The organism is Pseudoalteromonas sp. D15MCD-2, assembly GCF_038562745.1.
Classification (GTDB): domain Bacteria; phylum Pseudomonadota; class Gammaproteobacteria; order Enterobacterales; family Alteromonadaceae; genus Pseudoalteromonas.
This window is the reverse complement of sequence record NZ_JBCFQE010000002.1, coordinates 1-20,935: the sequence shown is the minus strand read 5'-3', so window position 1 is coordinate 20,935 and position 20,935 is coordinate 1. Positions and strand designations below refer to the sequence as shown.

The 20,935-nt window shown below is 41.4% G+C and carries 15 protein-coding genes and 2 pseudogenes; 7 read left to right on the top strand and 10 right to left on the bottom strand.

Features of this window, described 5'->3' with window-relative positions:
- The first annotated feature begins 243 nt into the window (after positions 1–243).
- From AADY36_RS16840 to AADY36_RS16825, 4 genes are all read left to right on the top strand, one after another.
- Positions 244–1,251 (top strand): LacI family DNA-binding transcriptional regulator, encoded by a 1,008-nt coding sequence (locus AADY36_RS16840; RefSeq protein ID WP_054562534.1) that lies wholly within the window; start codon positions 244–246, stop codon positions 1,249–1,251.
- 101 nt (positions 1,252–1,352) lie between these two features.
- Positions 1,353–2,603, top strand: coding sequence for an MFS transporter (locus AADY36_RS16835; RefSeq protein ID WP_342409290.1), 1,251 nt, complete (start codon positions 1,353–1,355; stop codon positions 2,601–2,603).
- A gap of 9 nt (positions 2,604–2,612) precedes the next feature.
- Positions 2,613–4,121, top strand: coding sequence for a trehalase family glycosidase (locus AADY36_RS16830; protein ID WP_342409289.1), 1,509 nt, complete (start codon positions 2,613–2,615; stop codon positions 4,119–4,121).
- A gap of 164 nt (positions 4,122–4,285) precedes the next feature.
- Positions 4,286–4,984, top strand: coding sequence for a helix-turn-helix transcriptional regulator (locus AADY36_RS16825; protein ID WP_055021610.1), 699 nt, complete (start codon positions 4,286–4,288; stop codon positions 4,982–4,984).
- A 116-nt stretch (positions 4,985–5,100) separates the two neighbouring features.
- Here AADY36_RS16825 and AADY36_RS16820 read toward each other — a convergent pair whose 3' ends face one another.
- The 5 genes from AADY36_RS16820 to AADY36_RS16800 all read right to left on the bottom strand — a co-directional run bounded on the left by AADY36_RS16820 (position 5,101) and on the right by AADY36_RS16800 (position 8,905).
- Complete coding sequence (locus AADY36_RS16820; protein ID WP_342409288.1) at positions 5,101–5,499, bottom strand: hypothetical protein; 399 nt, start codon at positions 5,497–5,499, stop codon at positions 5,101–5,103.
- A 275-nt stretch (positions 5,500–5,774) separates the two neighbouring features.
- Entirely contained in the window at positions 5,775–6,548 is a 774-nt protein-coding gene (locus AADY36_RS16815; RefSeq protein WP_054562529.1) for a CsgG/HfaB family protein, read from the bottom strand.
- The gene (locus AADY36_RS16810) at positions 6,548–6,973 is read right to left on the bottom strand and encodes a curli assembly protein CsgF (RefSeq protein WP_054562528.1); all 426 of its coding nucleotides are present in this window, start codon (positions 6,971–6,973) and stop codon (positions 6,548–6,550) included. Before AADY36_RS16810 ends, AADY36_RS16815 begins: the two co-directional genes overlap by 1 nt.
- Positions 6,963–7,355, bottom strand: coding sequence for a curli production assembly/transport protein CsgE (locus AADY36_RS16805; RefSeq protein WP_055021612.1), 393 nt, complete (start codon positions 7,353–7,355; stop codon positions 6,963–6,965). The genes AADY36_RS16810 and AADY36_RS16805 overlap by 11 nt, the downstream gene beginning before the upstream one ends.
- 35 nt (positions 7,356–7,390) lie before the next feature.
- Positions 7,391–8,905 carry a curlin gene (locus tag AADY36_RS16800; RefSeq protein WP_342409287.1) on the bottom strand — a complete coding sequence of 505 codons (1,515 nt, stop codon included), beginning with the start codon at positions 8,903–8,905 and terminating at the stop codon, positions 7,391–7,393.
- A gap of 559 nt (positions 8,906–9,464) precedes the next feature.
- Here AADY36_RS16800 and AADY36_RS16795 point away from each other — a divergent pair.
- A complete protein-coding gene (locus AADY36_RS16795; protein ID WP_055021613.1) occupies positions 9,465–11,963 on the top strand; it encodes a S8 family serine peptidase in 2,499 nt (832 codons plus the stop codon).
- Positions 11,964–12,007: 44 nt separating this feature from the next.
- Here the strand turns inward: AADY36_RS16795 and AADY36_RS16790 are convergent.
- Both AADY36_RS16790 and AADY36_RS16785 read right to left on the bottom strand, forming a co-directional pair.
- Positions 12,008–12,486, bottom strand: a pseudogene (locus AADY36_RS16790) (ankyrin repeat domain-containing protein).
- Between the two features lie 59 nt (positions 12,487–12,545).
- Complete coding sequence (locus AADY36_RS16785) at positions 12,546–14,060, bottom strand: catalase (protein ID WP_095209693.1); 1,515 nt, start codon at positions 14,058–14,060, stop codon at positions 12,546–12,548.
- Between the two features lie 226 nt (positions 14,061–14,286).
- Between AADY36_RS16785 and AADY36_RS16780 the strand changes: the two genes are divergently transcribed.
- The gene (locus AADY36_RS16780; protein ID WP_342409286.1) at positions 14,287–15,498 is read left to right on the top strand and encodes a sugar efflux transporter; all 1,212 of its coding nucleotides are present in this window, start codon (positions 14,287–14,289) and stop codon (positions 15,496–15,498) included.
- Positions 15,499–15,539: 41 nt separating this feature from the next.
- Here the strand turns inward: AADY36_RS16780 and AADY36_RS16775 are convergent, their stop codons facing one another.
- The 3 genes from AADY36_RS16775 to AADY36_RS16765 form a co-directional block, all read right to left on the bottom strand.
- On the bottom strand, positions 15,540–16,625 hold the full coding sequence (locus AADY36_RS16775) for a methyl-accepting chemotaxis protein (RefSeq protein WP_054562523.1): 1,086 nt from the start codon (positions 16,623–16,625) through the stop codon (positions 15,540–15,542).
- Positions 16,626–16,815: 190 nt separating this feature from the next.
- Positions 16,816–19,209, bottom strand: a complete 2,394-nt coding sequence (locus AADY36_RS16770; RefSeq protein WP_342409285.1) for a TonB-dependent siderophore receptor — start codon at positions 19,207–19,209, stop codon at positions 16,816–16,818.
- Positions 19,210–19,361: 152 nt separating this feature from the next.
- Positions 19,362–20,582: an MFS transporter gene (locus AADY36_RS16765; RefSeq protein ID WP_054562521.1), complete on the bottom strand. Its 1,221-nt coding sequence runs from the start codon at positions 20,580–20,582 to the stop codon at positions 19,362–19,364.
- A 138-nt stretch (positions 20,583–20,720) separates the two neighbouring features.
- On the opposite strand from AADY36_RS16765, the pseudogene AADY36_RS16760 reads away from it, so the two are divergent.
- Positions 20,721–20,935 (top strand): annotated as a pseudogene (locus AADY36_RS16760) (sucrose phosphorylase); the annotation flags it as partial.

Genomic DNA, 20,935 nt, shown 5'->3' with positions numbered 1-20,935 from the left:
GTTGTTGAAAGCAATGTATTAGCGAATATTTTGCAATTGTTAACACCTTGCTTTTATAAACCATAAAGATTTATGCAAACGTTTGCAATTTGTTTTTTCAATTTTTTGTCCTTTTTTTACCCACAGGGTGAGTTGGTCTGTTTTGCTTACTGAAAAAATATTATGCTCTTTGGCGCAGCGGTTTGGTCGAAATGGTGGTATATTGCCAGCATATGTTTTAAAGGAAAGCAGTGTTTCAGTATCATGAATGATAGAAAATTAAAGTTAGCTGATCTTGCGAAATTAGCCGGTGTTTCTACGTCGACAGTATCTCGTGCGCTCAATGATAACCCATTGATAAAGCAGGAAACTCGCGACAAGCTTCAACAGTTAGCAAAAAAACATAACTTTAGTTTAAACACGGCTGCTAGCCGCCTTCGCACCCAAAAAACCAATGTTGTTGCGGTTATTATTAACCTCGATGGTGATACAGAACAGTCTATTAACGACCCTTTCTTACTTAAAATTGTTGGTGAAATAAATTTAGCGCTAAATAAATTTGGCTTAGAGTTATTACTCTCTAATTCGTTTATGGCTAGTGATGATTGGGCAAATTACTTTATTAATAGCCGCCGTGCCGATGGCATTATTGTGGTCGGCCAAGGTAAAAGCCAAGCAAATATTGAAGCTGCAGCGAGTGCTGGTGTTCCTTTAGTTGTGTGGGGCGATCCAAAAACACCCAGCAGTTACCCAATTGTTGGCAGCGATAATTATTTAGGTGGTCGCATAGCGACTGAGCACTTATTGTCAAATGGCGCTAAAAACATATTGTTTTTAGGTGACCCTGGGCACGCTGAAATTAGTGAACGCCACCGTGGTTATTTAGATGCTATTAATGAAGCCAAAGCCACTCCTCACGTGGTTTCTATCGATATTACTAGTAGTGCTGCTTATAAAGGAATTAACCAATTGTTGGTAGAAAAAGGGCTGTGCTTTGATGGCATTATGGCATGTAGTGACATGGTGGCTTTTGGTGCGATGAAAGCCCTGAAAGAGCGTTACATTAGTATTCCAAACGACGTTGCCCTCGTGGGCTTTGATGATATTGCCATGGCAGATATCAGTCACCCATCTTTGTCGAGTATTAAACAAAATACTCAACGCGCTTCAGTTATTCTTGTTGAAAAGTTGTTAGCCCAGTTAGCAGGCCAGTCGGTAGAATCTCAAGTTGTTGAAATAGAACTAGTAAATAGGCAGTCGAGTCAGCGCTAAACCTATTGAATGTTAGCAATATGTGTAATTTTAAATGCAAACGTTTGCATTTTGTTTTGCGCTAAACTAGACTGAATAAAAATAATCATAGGTTGAAGTGAATGAATCCTATAAGAATAACTATCGCGCTGGCATGCAGCTATTTTGTCTTTGCTATTATGCTCAATAGTGTGGGCACTGTTATTTTACAAGCAATCAATAGCTTAGATGTAAGCAAAACTCAGGCGTCTGTTCTTGAAGGATTTAAGGATCTTAGTATTGCCATTGTGTCATTTTTAGTGGCGTCATTTATCCCTCGCATAGGCTATAAAATTGCTATGCTCGGTGCTTTATTACTGGTAGCAGCAATGTGCTTGGTTGTTCCGAGCATTGCCGACTTTTGGATTTTAAAAGCACTCTTTGCCGCAATTGGTTGCAGCTTTGCTGTTATGAAAATCTCTGTTTACTCTGTTATTGGTCAAGTGACTGATAATGCTAATAAACATTCAGCGTTATTAAACACCATTGAAGGGGTGTTTATGCTAGGGGTGCTGTCGGGCTATTGGATTTTTGCGTTATTTATAGACGCTGATAACCCGCAAAGTAGCCACTGGTTGAATGTTTATTACTTGCTTGCAGTGATTGTTGCGGTGGCGTTTATTTCTGTGATTGCGGCACCAATAAAATCGCCAGAACTAAAAACTAATCAGCAATCGCAGCTTCATGATTTTATTGATATGTTAAAGCTGACTTACCAACCCCTTGTGCTTATTTTTGTTCTTAGTGCATTTATGTATGTACTAATTGAGCAAGGCGTGGGCACTTGGCTGCCGACCTTTAATAACCAAGTTTTAAAATTGCCTGTTGATGTCAGTATCCAACTTGCCAGTTTGTTTGCAGCTGCGTTAGCGCTTGGTCGTTTGGTAGCAGGGCAAGTACTTAGGTTTATTAGTTGGTTTAGTTTATTAATGGGCTGCTTGGTCGCTATGGGTGTGCTCGTATTATTGGTGCTGCCTTTGACTCACGATGTAGATGGAAGCCAAGTGAAAAGTGTGTTTGATGTGCCTTTTGCAGCATACATGCTGCCGTTGATTGGCTTTTTTATGGCACCGATTTACCCGTTACTTAACTCTGTGATGCTGAGTTCACTTGCTAAGCACAAGCATGCTGCTATGACTGGTTTAATTGTGGTTTTCTCTGCATTAGGTGGAACAACAGGTTCAATTATTACGGGCTTTGTATTTGATAAATTTAGCGGTCAGCATGCATTTTATCTCACATTAGTGCCAATAGCCTTGCTATTAATCACCGTTTCAATCTTTAAGAAAATCACTCTAAAACCACAGTATCAAGCGGCTTCAAGCGCAGAATAAGGGATTATCATGAACTTCGTTAATAGCCAATTATTTAAAGACGTACAGCTAGCAGAAGTGTTTGCTGATTCAAAAATGTTTGCCGATGCAGTGCCAAACTTATCTTGGCAAAGTGCTTGTGAGTTATATCAACTTGTAGGCCCTTTAAAAGGTGATGCGCTGCGTGAATTTGTGATGTCGAACTTTGTTTTTGCTGATCAGTCTATTCCGACTGCGAAATTAGATACCACATCAGTTAAACAGTATATTCTTGACCTATGGCCGCATTTGCATCGCAATGCTGATACTGATTTAGCAAGCTCACTAATGCCTTTGCAGTTTGATTACATTGTGCCGGGTGGCCGTTTTCAAGAAATTTATTATTGGGATAGTTATTTTACAGCCTTGGGTTTAGAAGATTGTGGCGACCTAGCCACCATTGAAGCTATGGTTAATAACTTTATTGACCTACAAGAACGTAATGGCTGTATTCCAAATGGTAACCGTGTTTATTATAGCTCTCGCTCGCAACCACCTGTTTTGGCGTTAATGATAGCGATGCTATGGGACGCTAAATATAAACATGAAGCAGATTTAACTTGGCTGGCAAACGCCGTCAAAGCACTTGAAGCTGAGTATCAATTTTGGATGCAAGGCTGTAACGACCTTAGCAGTGAAACGCCTGCTATTAGGCGTGTTGTAAAAATGCCTAATAAGGCTATTTTAAACCGCTATTGGGATAGTGCAGCAACACCTCGTCCAGAATCATTAAAAGAAGATTTACATGACGCTGAGGGACTGACAACTGAGCAGCAGCAAAGTTATTTTCAACATATTCGTGCTGCATGCGAGTCTGGCTGGGACTTTAGTAGCCGTTGGCTTTGCGATCATGATGATCTAAAAAGCATTGAAACAACCAATATCATACCGGTTGATTTGAATAGCTTACTTTATAACTTAGAGCATACGTTATCTCGTTTTTACCGTTTACTTGATGAAGAACAAAAGAGTCAATCAATTGCTGAGTTGGCTACACTGCGCTTAGATGCAATTAATACCTATTGTTGGAATTCTGAGGCGGGTGTTTATCGTGATTACAATATTCGACTCAATCAGCAAAGTAGTGTCGATTCGATGGCAATGGCTGTTCCTTTGTTTGTAGGCGCTGCATCTGTACAACAAGCTCAACAAGTGAAGCAAAAACTGATAAGTGAGTTTTTAAAACCCGGTGGTTTAGTGACAACATTGTGTAGTACATCACAGCAATGGGATAGTCCTAATGGTTGGGCGCCGCTGCAATGGTTTGCTGTAAAAGGTTTAACAGAGTATGGCTTTGTCAGCGAGGCACAGGCGATCATAAAAAACTGGCTGAGTATGATCGAAATGCGTTTTGCAGAAGATAAGTGCCTCCTTGAAAAGTACAATGTGTGTGAATTAGTTAGCCGTGCAGGTGGTGGCGAATACACAGTACAACAAGGATTCGGTTGGACGAATGGTGTAACTTCACGTTTTTACAAACTACTTGATGATTCGCTGTAAAAGGGGAGATGTGAGTATTGTTCGTTTACATTATATTAACCTGAGCGTCTGGCCATCCAAATGGGTTAGCAATGTTGTAAATTGCCAAAATAAAGGCTTATGAACGGTTGAATCATGTATCTAAATTAGGTATTGTGAATAAAATGTTTCAAGGAAGAAATGAGATGATTCAACCAACTTCTGTATTTCTAAAAACACAGCCAAGGTTACAAAACCGCAGCCAAAATTATCAATATTTAATTAAAATACTCGATGCGTTTTTTATGCGCGTGAAAGTCGATGCAAGCTTGCCTCAAGACTCTATGCGCGAAGAGTTTAACCTTTATTTGATTGATAGCACTGACGCACATTGGAAAGACTTACTACCTGCAGAGTTAGTGCAACTTGCTAAGCAACATTTAGTGGTTATTTTTAATGCGGACGCTAATGCAATTTGCGAAAAAAACTTACTTTTAAATGGCATTAAAGGGGTGTTTTTTGCAGATCAATCACCTGAGGATATTTTTGCAGGGCTGGTCAGAGTGATCAATGGCGAGCTGTTTTTTAGCCGTAAAAGTATTTCTACTACGTTTAATCATATGCTGTCAGCAATGTCTCGCAGCCAATTCAATGCCAGCAACGATTCGGTAAATACTGATATTGATCTCAGCTTGCTGACTAAACGAGAAAAATCAGTGATTCACTTACTTGCCCAAGGTGCGAGTAATCGAGATATCGCAGAGCGTTTAAATATCAGCGACCATACCGTTAAAACCCATCTGTACAGTGCATTCAAGAAAACGGCATCGCGTAACCGCGTGGAGCTGGCTAATTGGGCACAAAATTACATGGCAGTGAGTTTGTCTTTACAAAATACACAGTGACAAACTGCAGCTAGTTTAATCCCAGTGGTAGTGTTTGCTATTAAAGCTGGTTTAGCACTTGCTCGATGCTTAAAAATCCAGCTTCAAGCAAGTAGCCTTCAAAATCGTGTTTCCGTTTAGCTTCCATTATTCGAGCCTCGGTTCGATTTAGATGTGACCTTATTCATAAAATACAGTGGAATACAGAGTATTAATAATCCTAGCCATTGCCATAATGGAGCAAAAAGAAACACCAGCGCTGATTGTGCATCATGTGAAAAATAGATTGAACCTATGGTCACAGTACCAAATAAGACACACATAATAGTGACAATAAACGTGGCGATTTGTGCCACTCTTGTTTTACTGTGTTCAACCATCCACGCCATTAATAAATAGGGCGAAATACCCCATAAAACAAAGCCAATTGGTAGACTTTTTGAACTGTCAAAATTATCAATGGTGATGACTAGAGTAATCAGTGGGGCTAAAACAATAAGAGAATAAGCGCATTTGGAGAAGGTAATCCATTTCATAAATAAAACTTAATTAATACCAACCCGCAATAATACTTAATCATTTTGAGGGATTAAACCTGTCGCTATCTGCGTTAAAAATTTCTGATTTAGAAAAACTAAATAACGAAATTTTTGCCTTGCTATCAACGAGGTTTTATTGCCTCAAAATAGACTACTTAATTAAGCGAATTGGTATAACTGAATGCTATAAGTATTTATTTCGATGGATAATTAAGCAGAAAGTTCAAATTGGGCGCTGTGATGTTCAGCGCCACACTAATATACTCATTAAATTAGACCGCTTTTGCAGACCAAATGCCTTTGTTAATACCTTTTAATACAAGGTCGCTAAGCGCTTTTTCAATTGCTTGCGTAACGCAAATACTCATAGGTTCATTGTCGGTGAATCCGGCTTCTGCTTCTGCAAGACGCTTGTAGCTCACATAGCGAAAGAAGCCTGCGCGCATTTCTTGACTGAGCACTTTTTTACTTGTCGCAACGGATAGCAAAACTTGGCCTGTGCGAACATCGACAGCGCGTAAATAAATTGAAATTGCATCTTCACGGTATAACTCTGATGCGCCAATCCCAAAGTATTCCATACCAATCCCGCCGGTTTTGATATTTGTGTCGTAGCTAATGATACCGCCTTCTAAGATTATTTTAGCTGTCGTGAGCGGTGGTAATTCAGGTAGCTTATCGTTTTCGGCTTGCGCAGCGCGAATAATTTTACGCTCAGTTAAGATATTTTGTAGACCTTCGCGTTCTACCGGAATAAACCAATCAGACTCATGCAATGCTTGCACTAAAATAGAGTTAGCACCTTGTGTTACTGCGGTAGAAAATGAGCTTACATTTGCCTGTGGTTTGTATTGCCCAGTTTGGTCACGAAATGAGTACACTGACACAGGAATGCTTCCCATTGGTTGAGGAAGGGCCTGCAAAGCCTGGAAAGTTTCGGTTGGCTCAAGAGAGTCTGCTAGTTGTTTAGTCGGCGGGATTAAATTGCCCATTGATGAACAACCCGACAGAAGTAATACCATTGCTGCTAATGTGAGTGTCTTCATTATCCAAACCTCGGTACTTCAATTACTGTCACTGTGCCATCAGAGGTATTGGTAATTCTAACGGTGATTGTGTCACTGGTACTGGTGATAATTTGAATTTCATAATCACCCGTCATAAAGGTCGAGTCACCATTAAAGATGCTGTCGTCGATTTCGTCACCAAATGCCATATCTGTGATTTCTCGTACCATTCTATTTAAGTATGTACGCTCTAACGAATCTTGAAATTTTTCCCCGTAGGTTTGTTCGATAACTGGCGCTTTGTGCTTGTTTTGTGATTGCGCTTTATTAAGTAGCATGCTGGCATTTAATGGGCTGCCACCAAAGCTTGGGTTAATTGGGGTATAAACGAGTTCGGTTGCCCAACTAGAAAGAGGGCAGAGGATTATTATTAGTGTTGTTAAGTATTTCATTTTACCATCCATTTTTTGCCATATCAGGTGTTGATTGCTGCATTTGACTGCGTGCCATGGCATCCATCACGCTATACATGGCTTGTTTTACACGTTCATCTAATGGCTCTAAGCGACGTCCTAAATAAGTGACGTACACTATTTGGTTATTCATTTTTAAGACAAGTCGAGTCCCCGCTCGGGGTAATACCGTTTCTTTTATTTCGATATTAAAACCTGCTGTTGAAGGTAGATCGCGCCATAGGTTGGCAAACTCAAAATAAAATTGATGGCCAAATCGGCTAATACTTCTATCGAGTACTAAGCCATCGATTTCGAGGTCTTCGCCATAACTAGCCGTACTTTGAGCTGCAAGCACGATGCAACATATGCGTAGTAAGTTTTTTATTTTCATAATGGAATGAGGGAGCAAGGCTCCCTCTTAAGCGATTATTCTTGGGTTACAGTTGCGGTATTGCCATCACCTAGTTGAGTGATAACAACTGTGCTGTTAGAGCCAATCATTGAGCCTTCAACAAGGTTTGCGTTGCCGTCTTGTACAACGACCAGTGAGTTACCCTCACCACCTAGCAAGAATGCACTTTGACCTATACCTACAACAAAGTTTTCTGAGCCTGTTTGGCTAATATCAACAGAGTTGTTGCTACCTTCCATAATCAGGTCGATGGCATTGAGTTCACCAACTTGTGTGAAAGCAACTTGGTTGTTGTTGCTATCAAGCACGCTTGCGAATGTTAATGCCGCTTCGTTAAGGTCACCCAGCTGATTAACTGCAATGTCATTATCGTTTGAAGAGAGTGAGTCGTCTGGGTATGAAGACTGCACTAGTACAGTGTTTTCATTGCCGCCTTGAGCAATATCAACGTTGTTGTCGCTACCATTGAAGTTAGCAACGTGAGCACTGTTTGCGTCACCAATTTGGTTAGCAACAAACTCATTGCTATCGCCAATAGCACCTAAGTACACATCATTACCGTTACCATTTTGGAATGCAGTGAGTTCGTTGTCGTTGCCAATAGCATCTAAGCCAGCGGTATTGCTGTCATGCTTTTGATTGACCAATAATGTATTGCCATCACCAACAATCACGCCTGACTCAAAGCTGTTGCTGTTGCCTTCTTGATCAGACTTAACCTCGTTGTCATTGCCTGTGATTTCTGCAACTAATGCGCTGTTAGAGTCACCATCTTGCTCAAACTCAACTTCGTTATAATCACCATGCAGCGAAGTAAGCTCAGCGCTGTTGAAGAAACCTGTTTGGTCAATAGTAATTTCATTGCCGTTGCCAATTACTTCATCAGAGGTAAACGCATTGAAAACACCCTCTTGCATTACTTCGATGCTGTTATCATCACCTCTAATTACATTGAACGTTGCTTCATTTAGTAAGCCGCTTTGCTCTGCGCTGATTGTGTTGCTGTTACCCTGTAAATCAAAGTTGTAGAACCAATGGCCACCATCACCTTGCGTTACAGTTGCGCTATTTTCATCACCAACCATGACGTTGATAGCTTCGTTGTTTACACCAAAGAATCCTGCACCTTCTTGCTCAACGCGAATAGCATTGCCAACACCAACGGTTTCAGACAATGCGCCATTCATGGTGCCGTTTTGGCTGTGCGAAACAGTATTATCGTCACCTGTGTTGTAGATAAGAGATAAGTTAGATGTTTGTGCTTGGCTTACTTCAACCATGTTGCCATCACCTACACTGACAGTTTCTGCACGATGACCTGTACCTTGTTGAGCAATAACCGCATCGTTACCAACACCGGTAACCGATACTTGATCTAGGGTAATTGAGTTTGATACACCCAATGTTGAAACTTGGCTTGCAAGCTCAGTGCTAGATTGTGTTTTATCATCTGTGTTTGCACTTGCTGCAAAGCTTGAACCTAACGCAATAGTAATTGCACAGGTAAGTAGAGACTTTCTTAACTTCATGATTATTTCCTTTAAATTATTATTAATCAAAGCTCTAAAATTATTATTTTCGCTTTTAGAACCATGTACCAGCATGCCTTGCCGGATTAATTTCTGTGATATTCAACTGTTAGCTAACAATCAGAAGTGAATGAAGCAACTTTGTTAGTTGTGACTCTGAGGTCGTACAAATAACAAGAAAATTACTTTAGACAGATTTGGAATAATATAAAATCATCAGTTTTTGTGGTTTTTATAAATTGCTTATTTTCAATTGGTTATGTGTGTTTGTTTAGGTTTTAGTATGGGTTTTAATTTAAAAGCAGTAAAAAAGTTGGAGAAATATTAATGGATCATTGAGAGTGCTTTTTTCACAAAAAAGTGTGAATTGGACGTATTTTTATTGATTCAATCAGCAAAAAAGTATGGATTTAAACTTAGCATCATTTTTTTTCTTGCCTGTTATCTGCAATTTGCCATTTATGAAATATGCCACGTGATATTCATCATTCAGAAGTAATGAGCTTTGGTGGTCGGATCATAGTGATTCGATCAGTTCAACAAATTATGGATAGTAAATATGAAAACTAAATTATCTGTATTAAGCCTAGCCTTATTACCATGTTTAGGTGCTGCACAAATCAGCACACCAGCAAAAACAACCGTCGTTGGTGCAAGTGAAGACTCTGTACTTGTTATGTATAAAAAAGGCACCTCTGCTGCAATGCGTGCCCATGCTCGTAGCTTAGTTAAAGCCACCATCAGCGATATCAACAAAGATGGTGTCGATGATAACTATTCAGCTATTTTGTCTGGCCGTTTAGCTAAATTTAAAGTTTCAGGTATGAGCAGCAAAGAAGCTATCAAGCGCCTACAAAACCATGCTGCTATTGAATATGTAGAGCCTGACTACCGTGTATCGATTGCCAGTGTACCTAATGATCCTGATTTTTCGTCGCTGTGGGGTTTACACAACGAAGGTCAAACAGGTGGTGTCGCCGATGCTGACATTGATGCAGTTGAAGCATGGTCAATCTCAACCGGTAGCCGCGAAGTTGTTGTTGGTGTAATTGATACCGGTGTTGATTACAGCCACGAAGATTTAGCTGATAACGCATGGATCAACCCAGGCGAAATTCCGGGTGATGGTATCGATAATGACGGTAATGGTTACATCGATGACGTGCACGGTATTAATGCGATTACCGACTCAGGTGATCCAATGGATGACCAAGGCCATGGTACTCACGTATCGGGCACAATAGGTGCGTCAGGTAACAATGGCACCGGTGTTGTTGGTGTGAACCATGAGGTATCAATTGCGGGCTGTAAGTTCTTAAGTGCAGATGGTACAGGTTCAACTTCTGATGCAATTAAGTGTATCGATTACATGGTTGATCTTAAAAACCAAGGCGTAAATGTACGTGTTTTAAATAACAGCTGGGGTGGCGGTGGCTTTAGCCAAGCACTGGCAGATGCTATTACGGCAAGTGAACAAGCCGATATTCTATTTGTAGCAGCAGCGGGTAACGATGCGGTTGATAACGATCAAAACCCTCATTATCCGTCTAACTACGAGCATGACAGCGTATTATCAGTTGCCAGTACTGACAACAGAGATAACATGTCGAGCTTTTCACAATGGGGTTTAACAAGTGTTGATTTAGGCGCACCAGGTAGTGCAATTTTATCAACGGTACCGGGCAATGGTTACGCTAGCTATTCTGGTACATCAATGGCAACACCGCATGTTGCTGGTGCAGCTGCATTAGTGCTTTCGATCAATCCTGATTTATCAGCGCTTGAACTTAAAGAGTTGCTAATGAATAGCGGTGACCAAAATGAAGCGCTGCAAGGCAAAACAGTGTCTGGCAATCGCTTAAATGTGAATCAAGCACTTGAGCAAGCTGATCCGACTCCAAGCTTCAAAATCTCGGTGTCGCCAAGTTCACAGCAAATTACTGCTGGTGAAACTGCAACCTATACCTTTGAAATTGGTTCAATCGCCCAGTGGGATGGTGTCGTTAGCCTAGCACTTCAAGCTGATTTAGCGGGCGCAACACTATCGCAAACAGAAGCTGTACCTGGAGATGTAGTTACACTAACGGTACCAACACAAGAAGCAACAGCATGGGGCAGTTACAGTTTTGTTGTTGATGCAACATCAGGTGAGTTAGCTAAACAAAGCAGTGCGTCACTGTTTGTTAACCCTGTTGGCTTAAATGACTTTACTTTCTCAAATGAAACACCAGTGTCTATTCCAGATAACAATGACACGGGTATTGATTCGGTGATTACTGTAGCTGATGAACTTACTGTGTTCTCAACGGATGCAAGTATTGATATTACTCATACTTACATTGGTGATTTAATCGTCACATTAACGTCGCCGCAAGGAACAACTGCAACACTTCACAGCCAATCTGGCGGTGGTGCTGATGATCTAGTACAAAGCTACTCGCTGGCTAACTTTAATGGCGAAGTTGCGACAGGTGATTGGGTACTCAATGTCAAAGACGTACTGTCTGCTGATACCGGTACTTTAAACAGCTGGTCACTGACGTTTAGCGCTATTGGTGAAGTGAGCCCGCAGCCTCCACAAGCTGGCTTTGCATTTGAAACATCAGGTTTAGATGTCACTTTCACTAATACCAGCACAGATAGCAATGACGATATTGTTGCTTGGGCGTGGGATTTTGGTGACGGTGCATCATCAACAGATGCTGATCCTATGCATACTTACGCACAAGCAGGCAGCTATGAAGTGACGCTAACTGCGACAGATAGCGAAGGTCAAACAGATACGTTCACGCAAACGGTTGTGGTATCTGATGTTGAAATTGAGCTATCGGTTAAACGTGCTAACAAAACACGTTTAGGTACTATGCGTGTTGATTTAAGCTGGCAAACTGTGGCTGATCAAGTAAGCATCTACCGTAATGGTGAACTACTTGAAACAGTAGCTGATCGTGGTTTCTATCGCGATGTAGAGCGTAAAGCTGAGTTACCAAGCTATGAATATCAAGTTTGTGTATCTGATACTGTTTGTTCTAACCCAGTGACAGTGTCCTTCGACTAACATTGTTTCACTGCTCAAAGCCCAGTTTCCCCACTGGGCTTTTTTTATTGTTTTGCTTTCTTATATTGCGTAAGTAAAGCGAGTACATGCTGTTGACCAAATTGTGCTGCAAATGCTTCGGCGGTTGCCCTGCTTTATTCGCATGCTCTGTGTCGCAGTCTTGCTTCATTAATGTTTTAGCGATGCTAAATTCACCTCTAAAAATAGCGGCCATCAAAGCGGTATTGCCGCGTTTATCTTCAAGGCAAGCATTGGCGCCTAATGCTAATAGTTGGTTTACCGTTTGTTTGTGGCCATGATAAGTGGCAATCATCAGCGCGGTATAGCCTTTTTCATTAACACTGTTGATTGGTAATCCGGCCTCAACAAATTGTTCAATGATGTCGTTCTCTGCGGTTCGCGCAGCAGCAAAATAATAGGCAAGTAAGGTTTGATATTGCGTCTGTGAGTCTGTTTGCTGATCAGCATTAACTGGGTTGCATGTTAATAAAAGGCTCAGCAGTAAAAAAGTAAAAATTCGCATAGTTAACTCCTAAAAAAAGAGGAAGGACGTGCCTTCCTCATCAAGGTTGGGAGAGTGAATTAAAGTGAGCTTGCTAGTTTTTTCACGGTCGCTAGGTTACCGCCGACGGCTTTGGTTAAGCGCATGCCGTATTCGGTGTCTGCTTTGTAAAAGTGGCTGAGCATAATGTGCTTTACCTTGCTATCTTTTACCTTCCCTAAATCACCCGCTAAGTTGTTGATCAGGTTTGTACGCTGTTGTTTAGAAAAGCTTTGATATAACACACCAGCTTGAGCAAAGTTTTGCTGCTTTTTAATGGCTGCTTGCTGTACATAGCCAGCCAGCTTAGTTTGTGCCTTACGAGCAATTGGGTTTTCTTGCACGTTTTCATGGCTTGGCTGATAGTTCACATTGCTGGTGGTATGACCAAAGTTCATCGCACCGTCTTGGTTGTAATTAACCACTTCTACTTTGGCGCGGTTAATTGGTAACTGCTGGTGGTTTGCACCTAAACGATACATTTGGGTGTCGGCATATGAAAATACACGGCCTTGTAACAAACGATCTTCTGATGGTTCAATACCCGGAATAATATTCGCAGGGGCCATAGCGACTTGTTCTGTTGCTTGGAAGAAGTTGCCTGGCATACGGTTGAGTGTCATGGTACCCACTTTGGTCTCTTTAACACCTAACCACATTTTTGTTGCATCTAACGGGTTGTAATCAAAGTCATCCAGTTCAGAAGGGTCTAATACTTTTATGTATAAGTCCCATTTCGGGTAATTACCGTTATTGATTTCTTGGTACAGATCACGGGTTAAATGCTGAAAATCTTTACCTTGTACTTCAGTAACTTGCTTAGCATTTAAGTTTTCAATGCCTTGCTGGCTAAGCCAGTGAAATTTTACGTATTTTACGTCACCGTCTTTGTTGATCATTTTATAAGAATGCACTCCAAAGCCATCCATTTTACGCAGGCTTGCTGGTGTTCCATGGTCACTATAAACCCATGTCAGCATATGTGTTGAACCTGGTTCATGTGAGAAAAAATCAAAAAAGCGATTTGGATCTTGAATGTTATCAACCGGAGATGGTTTTAATGAATGCACCATATCTGGAAACTTAATCGCATCACGAATAAAGAACACAGGTAAGTTATTACCCACTAAGTCCCAGTTACCTTGATCTGTATAAAACTTTGTAGCAAAACCGCGTGGGTCACGCAGAGTTTCAGGGCTACCTTTACCGTGAATAACCGACGAAAAACGAACGAATACCTCTGTTTCTTTGCCTGCTTGTGCAAACGGCGCAGCAATGGTTAGGTCTTCAAGGTTTTTACTCGCAACAAACACACCATGTGCACCTGTACCACGAGCATGAACAACACGCTCAGGAATACGTTCGCGAGCAAAACGTTGCAGTTTTTGAATTAGATGAACGTCTTCAAGTAAAACGCTGCCACGCGGGCCAGCTGTAATGGAGTTTTGGTTATCACCTACAGCTGCACCATTGTCTTTGGTAAGTGTAGCAGCGGATGCAGGAAGGCTGATTGCAAGAGCAAGTGCGCTTAAAGTCAGTGTGCGATTAAATTTCATAATAAACCTCTTCATAAGTCACCAAGGCATTGGCGTTTTGTTGCAGCCATTATATGAAGGTGTTTTAGTTTGGTAAAACTGATTGTTTCTATCGTGCTGATAGTTTTTAACTATCAATGGTAGGCTTAATTTTATTTGTATTACAAAATGAAGTTTTCGCTAAAACTGTGTATAATTTGCGCCCTTTAAATATCTGTTCACGTGTCGTATTAATGTGGGGTTGTGAGTGAAAGCATTGCTGAAACAGCATGGTGTAATTTTTATTCTTCTAAGTATGCTAACCGGGTTAATGGGGGCATTTGTTAACCCATTGATGAGCTTATTCATTGTCGAAGGGCTGCAAACACCGCCCGTGTATTTAGGTGTTTATATGATGGCGGTCACCATTACTGGGTTAGTTATTAGTCAGTGGTTAGGTGGCATGGCAGATAAAGGCACCAGTGCGCGAAAGTTATTTATGGTGGCTGTATCAGGTATGGTGTGTGCGTTAGTGACCTTTGCGAATGCCACTGCATTTTGGCAAGTATTGCTCGCAGGCGTGTTGTTTCTTGCTATGGGCAATGCGGCAATTCCGCAAATGATGACTGTGGCAAGACAATGGGCGGGGCGTCAACAGAACATCGACATTACCAGTTTTAATTCCCGTTTACGTGCAGCTATTTCCTTTGCTTGGGTCGGCGGCCCGCCGCTTGGTTATATGTTAGCTGCTGGAGGCGAGTTTAGCCGCTCGTTTTACTTTGCTGCGGTGTGTGCCTTGGTTGCGCTAATCTTCGCATTTAAGTTTATTCCTGACTACAGCGCTAAAAAATCACAACATGGCAGAGAGCCTGCAGCCGCAGCGAGTTTATCATTTTGGTTGTTGGGCTTAGCTATTATGCTTGGTTCAACGGGCAATATTATGTATTCATCGGCACTGCCGCTTTATAGCATTACTGAACTAGGATTTGCTGAACATACGCCCGGGCTGTTTATGGGTGTGGTGGCACTGTTAGAAATTCCTATCATGCTGTATGGGGCAAAGCTTGCTAAAAAATACAATAAAGTTGCGATGCTTGCGGTGGCATTTTGTTGTGCCATTGTATTTTATTTAGGGGTGTTTTTTGCCACTCAAGTATGGCATTTAATCGCGTTGCAAGTTTTAAATGGGCTGTTTTACGGTATTTTTGCGGGCATTGGCTTAACCGTATTACAAGATCAGCTCCCCGAACGAATAGGGTTTACCTCAGCGTTTTACACGAACGCCATTAAACTGGGTGTTATGTGCGGGGCAGGGGCTACAGGGGTTGTTGCACAGTTTTATAGTTTTAGGTTTGCAACGCTTGGTTCTATGATAGCTGCAAGTTTAGCCCTTGGCTGCTTAATGTTGTTTAGTTATGTGAAGCGTCAAGAGCAGCAAGGAGCTGTTATGCCAGTACTGCAAGAAGGCTTAGTTGAATAACTTGATAAAAAACCGAGCATCGGAGCTCGGTTTTATCGTTTTTAGCCATTAGCAATTTGATCAAGTAAATGCATGACTCGCTCACTGGCTGCTTCCATCTTATTAATGTGATTAATCGCTGCGTCTTTATTGCCTGTTTGCAGCATGACTAACGCTTCAACACCATTGCGATGAACTTCACGATGTGGCTCTTCTAATTGACGAAATGCGTTATGTTGTTTGAAGCCATTTGATTGCTCTGAATTATACCATTTACCTAATCGGCACATGGTGTGATCTGAAAAGTCATCAATCGACTTGTTACTTGTGCCATTGGCAACTGAATAAACTTCACCTTTCCAAACAATGTGGTCCAGTTTTACGGTTTGCACGAATGAGCGTGTAGCAGCATTAATAATGGTTTCTTTCATCGAATCACAGTGACTCATGATTGAACCATAGTCATTGTTTAGCGTATCAAAACTGGTTGAAAGCTGAGTGTTATTTTGCTGGATATCTTCAACCGAGGTCACCGTTTCGCTGGTTTTGTTGATGATCTCTTTGACTAGATCAGATACTTCTTGGGCTGATTTATTGGTGTTGGTTGCAAGTGTACGAACTTCGTCGGCAACAACGCTAAACCCTCGACCAGCCTCACCAGCACGGGCAGCTTCGATTGCGGCATTTAGCGCAAGTAAGTTGGTTTGATCAGAAATTTTAGAAATGGTTGATACAAAGGTGTTGATGCTATCGGCCATATCAGACAGACCCGTAATGTTACTGGTCATGCTACCCATTTTACCTGCCATACTCGCCATTTCACTGACAATATGTTGCAGAGCGTTATTTGAGTCGTTTAGTAGTTGGCTTATTTGTAAAGTAACTTGGCTTTCTTCTTCGATAACAAGGTATGAGTCGAGTACAGTTTGGCGTACGCCCTCAATTTGCGTGATACATTCAATCGAACTATTCAATAAGTTAGCAAGGAACAGTTGGTCTGCGTCATCAGCTTGCTGATGTAATTTTGCTTCTAAGCGTTCGTTTTCGTCACGTAATACGTGATTGTCGGCTTTAAGTGCCTCAACTTCAGCTAATAGCGCGTTGTATTGATCTTGGAGTAAAGAGTGGCTTTTGCTAGAGACAAACATGTATGTTCCTAATTCATATGGTTAATACTTATACCAACCCTGATTATAGATCAAAGTATTAACTTATTATCAGTGTTTTTTATTAGAAAGAGGGTAATTACGACTATTTGATTAAGTGTAGTAGAAAAAGCTGACAATTAAAGCCGAAAAAGCCCAGTAAAAACTGGGCTAAAACGAGGGAGGAGAGTAATTAATAGAAAGAATATTTTAAAGTAAGCGACGTTGTACGGCCGTTAATAGTACGGGCACGGATAATGTCGTTATCTGGTACTGAGCCTTCTTCTGCTTCGGTGATACCTACGGTGTCGAACAGGTTGTTCACGTTAAGCGATAGACTTAAGTTTTCAGACAGATTGTAACTTACAAATCCATTCACTTGTGTATAGCCATCAAACTCAAGGTCGTTACTGTCTTGTGCGTAAGCATCCGTTGTACCAATAAAGCTTACAGCACCTTTATCAAAGTTGTAAGTTGCCATTAGTGAGTAAATAAGGTCAGCTTGACGACGTGGTGTATTACCGACTAACTCTGGCGATAACGCATCTTTAGCAATTTCTGCGTCTGTCCAAGTAAAGTTACCACGGAAATCCCAATCACCTACGTAGTACGTTGATTCAACCTCAATACCTTTTGCTTCATATTCACGGTCAAAGAATTTTTGTGATGTTGCTTCAAAGTTTTGCTCTTCAGTTTCTGCGTAGAATGCTGTTGCAAATACTGATAGTGAATCAAAACGTTTTTTCACACCGATTTCATATTGGTTTACTTCATCAATTGCATCGGCTTCGGCAACCGAACCATCTGCTTCAACTTTACCGAATAGTAAGCGGTCTGCATTTGCGCGGCCGCCTTTACTTAAACGGGCAAAAGTCGCAAAGCTTGGATCAATTTGGTAGTTTGCACCAATTGAGTATGAGCTGTAGTGCCAGTCGTAGTTAACAATGCTTGGGTTCGCGTTATCAATACCAACAACACTTTGCTCAGGAATTGAGATAGTACCGTCGCCATTCATATCAATTGTTGATGTTACTGCACCTGCGTAGTTACCGCGTGCTTCACCTGAATCATAGCGAGCACTTGCATCAATGCTTAAATCGCCAAACTTAGTGGCTAAGTTAATGTAAGGTGCGCGAGTTTCGTACTCTGTATCGTAGTTACGTTGACAGCAGTTACCCCAGTAAGGTGTACCATACGCGTACAAGCCATTATCTGAATAGCTGTCGCCATTTGCAGCGTAAACGTCAAGTAATGCAGCGTTGTCGCCTTTTAGCTCCATAACATATGAGTTCCAAAGCCACGACATATCAATAGATTGGCTTGATGCAAAGTAACCAAACGTAACGCTAGTGTCATCAGAGAACGACTTAGTTAATTTAAGGTCATTAACAATTGAACCCATGTCGTTTAGCGTTACATCAAATGTATGAATACGCATTGCTAAATCGTCATCGCCATAGGCTTCGCCTGCTGAACCACCATTTGCATAAACAAGCGATGCACCATCACCAGCAATACTAGAAGCAATAGAGCTCGCAGATGCAACTTCAGCTGGAATTAGAGAAATAAAGTTACCGCTCACTGATGATGTTCTAAAGCGGTTTTCGATGCGCCAGTCGTTTTCTAAATCAAATGCTGCTTCAAAACCCACTGAGGTAACAACTGGGTTCATACCGTCGGTCATATCGCCTGTGCTGATTTGGTTATCACCATTTAAACGCAGAGTTTGTGTGAAAAGCGCTGAATGGGGCGTATCTGATTGTGCATCGAAACCTGGGATTGAATCGCCATCTGAGTACATAGGCATAGGTAGGTAACCTACGCTCTTATCATCGAGGTGTTTAAAGTAAACGCGAACATAACCAGCATCAAATTCTTTAGTTAGGTTTGCCTTAATTTGGCCACCTTTATTTGATGTATAACCGGTTTCACGTGGACCTTCACCTTGGCGAACGAAGCCACCAATGTGATAGCGCACACTGTCGTTTAAATATGTACCATACTCAAAGTCTGTACGAATTGAATCATAATCAAGGCCTACAGTGGTCGATACACTGCCTGATTCGTTCTCACCCGTTTTTGAAATAAAGTTGATGATACCACCTGGGGCATCACTTGCTGCTGTTGAAGCTGAGCCACCACGGATTGATTCAACACTTTGCACTGTTGAATCTAAGCGCATGAAAATGTCTGCGTTACCAAAGGCAATATCGCCAAACTGCATAACTGGTAAGCCATCTTCTTGTAGTTGCAAGAATTTAGCACCGCCCGATGCAACCGATAAACCACGTACCGCGATATTTGCGTTACCTTCACCACCAGTTGATTCTGAACGAACCCCCGGGATTGTTCTAAATGCTTCTGCAGTAGAACGAGGTGTTGATACTTCAATTTCCGCTAATGTAACACTGCTAACCGATGAGCTTGATGCCATGATGGTTGTACGGCGTGGTACACCGGTTACAACGATAGTTTCAAGGCCGCTTTTTTTAGCCTCAGGTTGTGCTTGCTCTTCGGCGTGTAAGTTTTGGCTTACTGCTAATGCAAGCGCGCTTAATGTATAAAGGGCATGTTTGTGTGTTGTCATAATGTGCCTCGTCTCAATCCCAGATGGTTTGTTGTCTAAATTGCTATCTTAATCGATTAAGTAAAGATAACAATAATTTTACACAGTGCAAGTCTTTTTAGCGAAAAACTTGCACAATTTATGTTCGATAATTGATTTTTAACGATTTTTATTTAGTGGCTTAATGCACTGTGCTGCGCTAAAGCTTGTTCAGCAGGGTTACGTAAGTAGTTATATAGCATGGCTAAAAACAGTAAACATGCGAAACCTGTTGCGAGATAAAAGCCGTAACGAATGTGGCCAAAATAGTCACTGATCACACCCATTAATAATGGGCCTGCTGCCGCAGAAAGGGCGGTAAAAAACAAAATAACCCCAGCAACTGCACCGTGCTGTTGCACCGCAAAGCAAGAAATACCTTTTGAGTTTAAAGTTGGGTAGATCATCGACATGAATAGCCCTGATAATGGGAGTAAGAATACCGCCCAATCAACACCACCGAAGATTAAGCCTAAATAACACAGTGCGATTCCTAAGCTTAAATACAGCATCGCCGCTTGCCAGCTGAAGTGATTTAACAGCCATACCGCCAAGAAACGTCCCGCAGCGCGTAATATGAAAAACAAGGTCAGTGCATAGGTTGCCAGTAATTGCCAAGGGCCGTTGTAATCGCCAAGTAGAGTAGGCATCCACACATAAATAGCCACTTCGGTTGCAACATAAAGGGCAATCGCTAATGAAAAACCCAATGCATAAGGGTTTTTCATCATACTCATGGTGGTTGCAAGAGAAGCCGGTTTGGCGTGTTCTTCAAGCTTTTTAGGTTTAGGGTAATCTGCACGCCAAGCAATTAAGGTTAAAATTAAACATAAAACCCCAGCGATAACGTAAAGGTAGGTCCAGCTTACCTGTTGGGTGATTAAAAAGCTGACAAGGGCAGGGCCTACAATGGCGCCAACACCGAAGAAGCCTTCGACCAAATTCATGGTTTTTGTGTGTTCTAAATTGTTTTTAGAAATATCACCTAACAGCGCCAAAGCACCGGTTTTAAATAACCCAATAGCAAGACCAATACAGCTAAGTAACACTACAAATATGCTAAAACTACTGCTAACGGCGAACAGAAAACAACAAATGGTGAATATGCCGAGCCCCAGCATGATGGTTTGTTTACGGCCAAAGCTGTCGGCCAAAAAACCTAAAAACAGGCCACTAAAAGCAATAAGTGCCATAGGTGCATAATGGAAAGCACTGGCTTGGGTCATGCTTAAATTAAATTCTTCGATAAGCTCAGGAATGATCATACCAACCGCATCAGAGGTCATCGCAAACATAAAAAACATCATGTATGTCAGCCATCTAATGGTTTGCAAAGGATCGTGTGTTCTATTCATTGTTGTATCCCCACCGAAAGGTCTGCGCCTTTACTATGTATATTAGTGTATAAAAACTATAAAAACTGCTTGAATAATTTGCTGTCGTGGTTAAAGATATATCTTAATCGATTAAGTTTCAACTTGGTATTAACAATTATGATCAACAATAAAGTGCAATTAATCACCTACGCAGACCGTATTACTGGTCAAGGTATTGATGAATTAAGTAATTTATTAAATGGCCCACTTAACAATGTGTTTGCAGGTGTACATTTGTTGCCATTTTATAATCCGATTGATGGCAGTGATGCTGGCTTTGATCCTATTGATCATAGTGAAGTAGACTCGCGCCTTGGTAGCTGGGACGATAT

What these genes read in the sequence shown, in the direction of transcription:
- AADY36_RS16805 (WP_055021612.1), bottom strand. Translation starts at nt 7,355, where the DNA reads ATGAAAATAAAAAACTTACTACGCATATGTTGCATCGTGCTTGCAGCT.
- AADY36_RS16775 (WP_054562523.1), bottom strand. Translation starts at nt 16,625, where the DNA reads ATGTTTGTCTCTAGCAAAAGCCACTCTTTACTCCAAGATCAATACAAC.
- AADY36_RS16825 (WP_055021610.1), top strand. Translation starts at nt 4,286, where the DNA reads ATGATTCAACCAACTTCTGTATTTCTAAAAACACAGCCAAGGTTACAA.
- AADY36_RS16795 (WP_055021613.1), top strand. Translation starts at nt 9,465, where the DNA reads ATGAAAACTAAATTATCTGTATTAAGCCTAGCCTTATTACCATGTTTA.
- AADY36_RS16815 (WP_054562529.1), bottom strand. Translation starts at nt 6,548, where the DNA reads ATGAAGACACTCACATTAGCAGCAATGGTATTACTTCTGTCGGGTTGT.
- AADY36_RS16810 (WP_054562528.1), bottom strand. Translation starts at nt 6,973, where the DNA reads ATGGATGGTAAAATGAAATACTTAACAACACTAATAATAATCCTCTGC.
- AADY36_RS16840 (WP_054562534.1), top strand. Translation starts at nt 244, where the DNA reads ATGAATGATAGAAAATTAAAGTTAGCTGATCTTGCGAAATTAGCCGGT.
- AADY36_RS16765 (WP_054562521.1), bottom strand. Translation starts at nt 20,582, where the DNA reads ATGAATAGAACACACGATCCTTTGCAAACCATTAGATGGCTGACATAC.
- AADY36_RS16830 (WP_342409289.1), top strand. Translation starts at nt 2,613, where the DNA reads ATGAACTTCGTTAATAGCCAATTATTTAAAGACGTACAGCTAGCAGAA.
- AADY36_RS16835 (WP_342409290.1), top strand. Translation starts at nt 1,353, where the DNA reads ATGAATCCTATAAGAATAACTATCGCGCTGGCATGCAGCTATTTTGTC.
- AADY36_RS16770 (WP_342409285.1), bottom strand. Translation starts at nt 19,209, where the DNA reads ATGACAACACACAAACATGCCCTTTATACATTAAGCGCGCTTGCATTA.
- AADY36_RS16800 (WP_342409287.1), bottom strand. Translation starts at nt 8,905, where the DNA reads ATGAAGTTAAGAAAGTCTCTACTTACCTGTGCAATTACTATTGCGTTA.
- AADY36_RS16785 (WP_095209693.1), bottom strand. Translation starts at nt 14,060, where the DNA reads ATGAAATTTAATCGCACACTGACTTTAAGCGCACTTGCTCTTGCAATC.
- AADY36_RS16820 (WP_342409288.1), bottom strand. Translation starts at nt 5,499, where the DNA reads ATGAAATGGATTACCTTCTCCAAATGCGCTTATTCTCTTATTGTTTTA.